We start from the raw sequence: 6,409 nt of genomic DNA, 5'->3' as shown, positions 1-6,409 counted from the left end.
CGCGCATTGCCCGCCTGCGCCCGCCGGTGGGCCCGCGGCGCCCAAAACCCGGGGGGCGGCGGGGCGGACACGCCGACGTCACAGCTACTGCCACGCCATTTTTGCCGAACTTGACGCACACAACTCCTGTCAGCCAATCGAGCCCTCCATTGCCGGTTGGGGGATGGGTTTAGGTAGACGTTGGTGCTCTGTCACACCCCCCTCTGGCCTGCCGGCCATCTCCCCCGCAAGGGGGGAGATCGGCAGCTTGGCGGGCAGCCACCAACCTGAGACAATTGCGCTCGGGCACATTTTGTTCTTGCTTTGTGCCGGCAGCTATGCTAATAATTTCAGCATGGTGCTGATTCGCCCCAACGACCCGCCGCCGAGGCGGGTTTTTCATTTCTGGTTCCGCATGCCGTGTCCCAAAACCGCTGCGGCGTTTTGCCAAAACTGAACTCCAAGCCGTGGCGTCATCACGCCGCCCCTTTTCACCGCTTGGTGATGTGCTAGACCCTTCAAACCATCCCGAAGCGAATTTTGCGGAGCCCGAGCATGGTCAAGACGCCGAAGATGCGGCATTCCAAGAGCCGCCGTGAGCCGGTGACCATCGATCTCGAGCCCGGCGCCGTCTCGCGAGTCGCCGACGAACAGGATGCCAGCTCGCAGCAGCCGGCCGCGGCGCAGACCTACGAGGCGCGGGCCGAGGAAGCGGCGAACGCATCGCAGCCGGAGCCGCCTGAGGAGCCGGTGCATGCCGACCAGACCGATCTCGAACCATGGGAACATGCCGACGCAGCCGCGCGGGCCGGCACGCAAGAGCCGACGGACGCAGGCGCCGATTCTGCCAGGGAAGCGGAAATCCCTTATCCGGCCGGTTCGGATGCGCCGGTCGGTCGCTTCACGGCTTCCGACTACAGTTTCGAAGATGCACCCAGCGGAACCGGGGCCAACGAACCGAGGATACCAGGTTCCGGCGAGAAGACAGCTGAGACGAGGGACGACCATATGGCAGCGCAGCCGAAGCGGAGCGGCATCAACGGCATCGCCGCCGGTATTGTCGGCGGCGTCATCGCGCTGGCCGCCGCCGGCGGGCTGCAATTTGCCGGCCTGCTCGGGGCGCCGGGGTCGGGCGGCGTGTCGCTCGACCCCGTCAATAGTGAGATCGCTTCGCTGAAACGCGAGGTCGCGGACCTCAGACAGGCCGACGCCAACAATGACGCATCAGCCAAGGTGGACGGGCTGTCGTCGGCGCTGGATCAGGTCAGGGCGGACGTCACGGCGCTCAAATCGGCGGTCGAGCAAGGCGGCGCCGGCGACAATGCCGGGCTGGCCGCACTTGGCGACAAGGTCCGGCAGATCGAGACGGCGGTCGCGGGCCTCGGCAAGGCCGGCGGCACGGCGCCGGTCGATCTCGAGCCGCTCAACGAAAGGCTGGCCGCGCTCGACGCGCTGGTGAAATCGGCCGGCGAGACGGCAAAGGCGCAGGAAGGCCGGCTTGCGGCGCTGGAACAGTCGGTTTCACAGCTCTCGGGCAAGGTCGATGCACAGGCTTCGCAGCCGAAGATCGCGCTGGCCATTGCCGCCTCGGCGCTCAAGGCAGCGCTCGACCGCGGTGCGCCGTTCGCGACCGAACTCGAAACCTTTGCCGCGATCTCACCCGATGCACCCGAGATCGCGACGCTGCGCGCCTATGCCGAAAAGGGCGTCCCAACGCGCGCCGAGATCGCCGCCGAAGCGGACGCCACCGCCAACGCCATGGTCGCTGCCGCGACGCCTGTCGACCAGAATGCCGGCATCCTGCAAAAGCTGCTGTCGAGCGCCGAATCGCTGGTCAAGGTCAGGCCGATCGGTGCGGTCGAGGGCGCCGGCGCCCCGGAAACCGTCGCCCGCATGGAGGTCGCCGTCAATCAGGGCGACTACGCCAAGGCGCTCAGCGAATACGAAACGCTGCCTGAAGCGGCCAAGGCCGCCGGCGCCGACTTTGCCGGCAAACTGAAAGCGCGGATGGAGGTCGAGACGCAGATCGATTCGCTCATCGCTGGCGCGATGAAGGCGTGAGGAACCCGATGATCCGCATCCTCGCCTTCCTTGCCGTCGTCTTTGCGCTCGGGCTCGGGTTCGCCTGGCTGGCCGACCGGCCGGGTGAAATGCTCGTCACCTTCAACGGCTATCAATACCAGGTCAGCCTGATGGTCGCGGCGGTGGCGATCGTTGCCGTGGTTGCCGCGGTGATGATCGTCTGGTGGCTGGTCAAGGCGCTGTGGACCAGCCCCTATACGATCTCGCGCTATTTCCGCGTGCGGCGCCGCGACCGCGGCTATCAGGCGCTGTCGACCGGCATGATCGCCGCCGGCGCCGGTGACGGCGCGCTCGCCCGCAAGAAGACCAAGGAAGCGGCAAAGCTGATCCGCTCCGACCAGGAGCCGCTGATCCAGCTGCTCGACGCGCAGGCCTCGCTGCTCGAAGGCGACCATGAGGGCGCCCGCGAAAAGTTCGAGACCATGCTCGACGATCCCGAAATGCGGCTGCTCGGCCTGCGCGGACTGTATCTCGAAGCCGAGCGGCTCGGCGACCGCAACGCAGCCCGCCACTATGCCGGCCGTGCGGCGGCGGTGGCGCCGCAGCTGGCCTGGGCGGCCGAATCGACGCTGGAAGATCTGACCGGGCGTGGCGACTGGGATGGTGCGCTGAAACTTGTCGACGCCCAGAAGTCAACGCGGCAGATCGAGCGCGACGCCGCTAACCGGCGCCGCGCTGTGCTGCTGACCGCCAAGGCGCAGGCGCTGATCGACAGCGATGCCAATGCCGCCCGGACGGCGGCTCTCGAAGCCAACCGGCTGCGGCCGGATTTCGCGCCGGCGGCGGTCGCCGCGGCGAAATTGCTGTTTCGGCTGAACGACGTGCGCAAGGGCTCGAAAATCCTCGAGGCGGCGTGGAAGGCCGAGCCGCACCCGGAGATCGCCGAGCTCTACACCCATGCCAGGCCCGGCGATGCCGTGCTCGACCGGCTGAACCGGGCAAAGAAGCTGCAGGACCTGAAGAAGAACCATGCCGAGGCCTCGCTTGCCGTGGCGCGCGCCGCGCTCGATGCGCAGGACTTTTCAACCGCCCGCCGCGAGGCCGAAGCCGCCATCCGCATCGATCGCCGCGAAGGCGCCTATCTGCTGCTGGCCGATATCGAGGAGGCTGAGACCGGCGACCAGGGCAAGGTGCGGCAGTTGCTGTCGAAGGCGGTGAGAGCGCCGCGCGACCCGGCCTGGGTCGCCGACGGCGTCGTCTCCGACCGCTGGGCTCCGGTATCGCCGATCACCGGCAGGCTCGATGCATTCGAATGGCGAGCGCCGATGGAGCGGCTCGGCCAGTTGATCGACAGCGATGAGGATACGCAGGAGGCATCGGTGCCGGCAATTGCGGCTTCAGCCAAGCCGGTACAGGAAACAGCCGAGGCGATCGAGCACACAGCGGTTGCTGCCGAGACACCGGGCACCGCGACCGAAGCAGAGACCGAAAACCGTGCCGGCGAGGATCATGTGACACCGGTCGCCGCGGCGGCGTTTGCCGCGGTGCCGGACGATGCCGAAGCCGTCGAGCCGGCGCAGGAGTTGACGCGGCTGCCCGACGACCCCGGCGTCGACCCCGACGACGAGGCGGGTAAATCGACGCGCCGGTTTCGTTTGTTCTGATCCGGGTCGAGTGGACCCGGTCTTATTGGGAATGATTTGATGTTCGAACGCGTTCTGTCGTTTCTAAGGGACCTGCCGTCCGGTAGTGGCGCCAGCGCCAGCGCCGACGATCCGCGCGTTGCCGCATCCGCCCTCCTTTTCCACGTGATGAACGCCGACGGCGTGCGCCAGGATACCGAATGGGAACGGTTCAAGAAGGTGCTGGCGGAAAGCTATTCTATCAGCGGCGACGAACTCGATGCGTTGGCGGCTGCCGGCGAGCGGGCCGACAATGAGGCGATCGACCTTTACGCCTTTACCAGCGTGCTCAAGCGCCATCTCGACGCCGAGGCGCGAAAGGCCTTTATCGGCCTGATGTGGGAGATCGTCTATGCCGATGGCGAGCTGCACGAACTCGAGGACAATACCGTCTGGCGGGTCGCCGAGCTGATCGGCGTCGAACGCCGCGACCGCGTCGAGGCGCGCCTCAAGGCGGCGGCCGCGGCTCCTGGTGCTGCCGGAACGTCAAGCGACGAATAGAACAGGATCCCGCCTTCCAATGCCGCCCAAGCCAAGCCCGAGACCAAAGATCCTGATCGTGCTGCATCAGGAGCATTCGAGCTCGGGTCGGGTCGGCCATATGCTTATCGAGGAAGGCTTCGATCTCGACATCCGCCGCCCGCCGCTCGGCGAGGCCTTGCCGCAGACGCTGGATGGCCATGCCGGCGCCGTGGTGTTCGGCGGGCCGATGAGCGCCAATGACGGCGACGAGTTCGTCCGCCGCGAGACCGACTGGCTCAAAATTCCACTCAACGAGAACCGGCCGCTGCTTGGCATCTGCCTCGGCGCGCAAATGCTGGTCAAGCATCTCGGCGGCAGGGTCGAGGGCCATGGCGAGGGCCTCGTCGAAATCGGCTGGTATCCGCTAAAGGCGACTGAAGCAGGCAGCAGGCTGATGCATTGGCCGGAGATGGTCTATCAGTTCCATCGTGAGGGCTTTTCGCTGCCGAAGGACGCAACACTTTTGGCGACGGCCGAAACCTATCCCAACCAGGCCTTCCGCTATGGCGACAATGCCTGGGGCATCCAGTTCCATGGCGAATTGACCCGGGCGATGATGCAGCGCTGGGTGGTGCGCGGCGCCCATCGCTTCGAATTGCCCGGCGCGCAGCCCGGCCGCGACCATCTCGGTGGCCGGCTGATCTGGGACATGCACCTCAAGCGCTGGCTCGGCGAGTTCCTGCCCATGATTTTTGGCAAGCCGGCGCTGCGGTGAAGTCGGTGCATGTCGCCCAAAAGTGTGCAGCGGTTTTGGGAAAACGACATGCACAAACAAACGAACTAAAGCGCGTCGCGCTTTAGTTTCGCCCCCTGAGATGACGCACCTTGCGCAGCTGTGGGAACAGCACCGCCCATAGACCGGCGACAGCGATCGCGCCGACGCCGCCGACCACCACGGCCGGAACCGTGCCGATCAGCGCGGCCATGGTGCCGGCGCGGAATTCGCCGAGCTCATTGGAGGCGCCGACAAACACCTGGTTGACGGCGTTGACGCGGCCGCGAACGTCGTCCGGCGTCCACAGCTGGATCAGCGTCTCGCGGATATAGACGCTGAACATGTCGGTGGCGCCGAGCAGGGCAAGGGCTGCGATCGACAGCCAGGTGATGGTCGAGAGGCCGAACAAGACGGTGAACGCGCCGAACAGCGCAACGAAGCCGAGCATGACAAGGCCGGCATGGTTGCGGATCGGGTGTCCGGCCAGCCAGATGGCGACGCAGATGGCGCCGACGCCGGGCGCCGAGCGCAACAGGCCGAGCCCCCATGGGCCGAGTTCGAGGATATCGCGCGCATAGACCGGCAGCAGCGCCGAGGCGCCGGACAGGAGCACCGCGAACAGATCGAGCGAAATCGCGCCTAGCACGATCTTTTCGCTCCAGATATAGCCGAAGCCGGCGAACAGGGTCCGTACCGTCGGTCTGTCGGTCCGGCTGCGCTGGGCGGGCTTCGGGATGGTGAAGATCAGCACGGCGGCGATGAGCATCAGCGCGGCCGCGGTGGTGTAGGCGGCTTCGGCCGAAAGCCCGTAGAGCAGACCGCCGGCGACCGGCCCGACGATGGTTGCCGTCTGCCAGGCGGACGAGTTCCAGGCGATGGCGTTGGCGAAATCCTCGGGCGGCACCAGATTGGCGAACAATGATGACGAGGCCGGCCCGAAGAAGGCGCGCGCGATGCCGAACATGGCGAGCACGATGAAGACCGGCATCGGCCCGGAGAGGCCGCGCAGCGTCAGCAACAGAAGCGCCAAAGCGCAGCCCGCCTCGACCAGCACCGCCAGCGCCATGATCAGGCGGCGTCCAAAACGGTCGGCAACGTCGCCAGTGACCAGCACCAGCAGCAGCGAAGGCAGGAACTGGACGATGCCGACAAGCCCAAGGTCGAACGGGTCGCGGGTCAGATCGTAGATCTGCCAGCCGACGGCGACCGACACGATCTGGGTGGAGAATGTCGAGAGGAAGCGCGCCGCCCAGTAGCTCAGGAACGGCCGATGGCGAAAGGCGGCATAACGCTGGTCAGGCGGTACTTGGGATTCTGTGGTCATGGATCAGGCCCCGTGGCGGCGATGTCGGCCGGCGGGGCACTTCCACGATGGGCGCTGGTCCGGCCAAGAGAGCCTTTAGCGCAGTTCAGCGCAGGGCGCGCGCAAAAATCCGGCCTGGATCAACAATTTCCGCTCCGCCGGGCGTTGCCGCTGGCGGAGCGACCG

Annotated in this window: 5 protein-coding genes; 4 read left to right on the top strand and 1 reads right to left on the bottom strand. The window is 66.5% G+C overall.

Features of this window, described 5'->3' with window-relative positions:
- Window positions 1-534 precede the first annotated feature (534 nt).
- The 4 genes from NKI50_RS26660 to NKI50_RS26645 are packed head-to-tail and all read left to right on the top strand — an operon-like array spanning window position 535 to window position 4,920.
- Window positions 535-2,040: a COG4223 family protein gene (locus NKI50_RS26660; protein ID WP_023721374.1), complete on the top strand. Its 1,506-nt coding sequence runs from the start codon at window positions 535-537 to the stop codon at window positions 2,038-2,040.
- A gap of 8 nt (window positions 2,041-2,048) precedes the next feature.
- Window positions 2,049-3,665, top strand: coding sequence for a heme biosynthesis protein HemY (locus tag NKI50_RS26655; RefSeq protein WP_352481013.1), 1,617 nt, complete (start codon window positions 2,049-2,051; stop codon window positions 3,663-3,665).
- Window positions 3,666-3,704: 39 nt separating this feature from the next.
- Window positions 3,705-4,184: a tellurite resistance TerB family protein gene (locus tag NKI50_RS26650; protein ID WP_352481012.1), complete on the top strand. Its 480-nt coding sequence runs from the start codon at window positions 3,705-3,707 to the stop codon at window positions 4,182-4,184.
- 19 nt (window positions 4,185-4,203) lie between these two features.
- Window positions 4,204-4,920, top strand: a complete 717-nt coding sequence (locus NKI50_RS26645; protein ID WP_352494083.1) for a glutamine amidotransferase — start codon at window positions 4,204-4,206, stop codon at window positions 4,918-4,920.
- Window positions 4,921-5,002: 82 nt separating this feature from the next.
- On the opposite strand, the gene NKI50_RS26640 is transcribed toward NKI50_RS26645, so the two are convergent.
- On the bottom strand, window positions 5,003-6,244 hold the full coding sequence (locus NKI50_RS26640; protein ID WP_352641260.1) for an MFS transporter: 1,242 nt from the start codon (window positions 6,242-6,244) through the stop codon (window positions 5,003-5,005).
- Window positions 6,245-6,409: the final 165 nt, after the last annotated feature.

Source organism: Mesorhizobium sp. M0563, assembly GCF_040321065.1.
GTDB lineage: Bacteria > Pseudomonadota > Alphaproteobacteria > Rhizobiales > Rhizobiaceae > Mesorhizobium.
The sequence above is the reverse complement of the archived record's forward strand: the minus strand, read 5'-3'. Positions and strand labels throughout refer to the sequence as shown.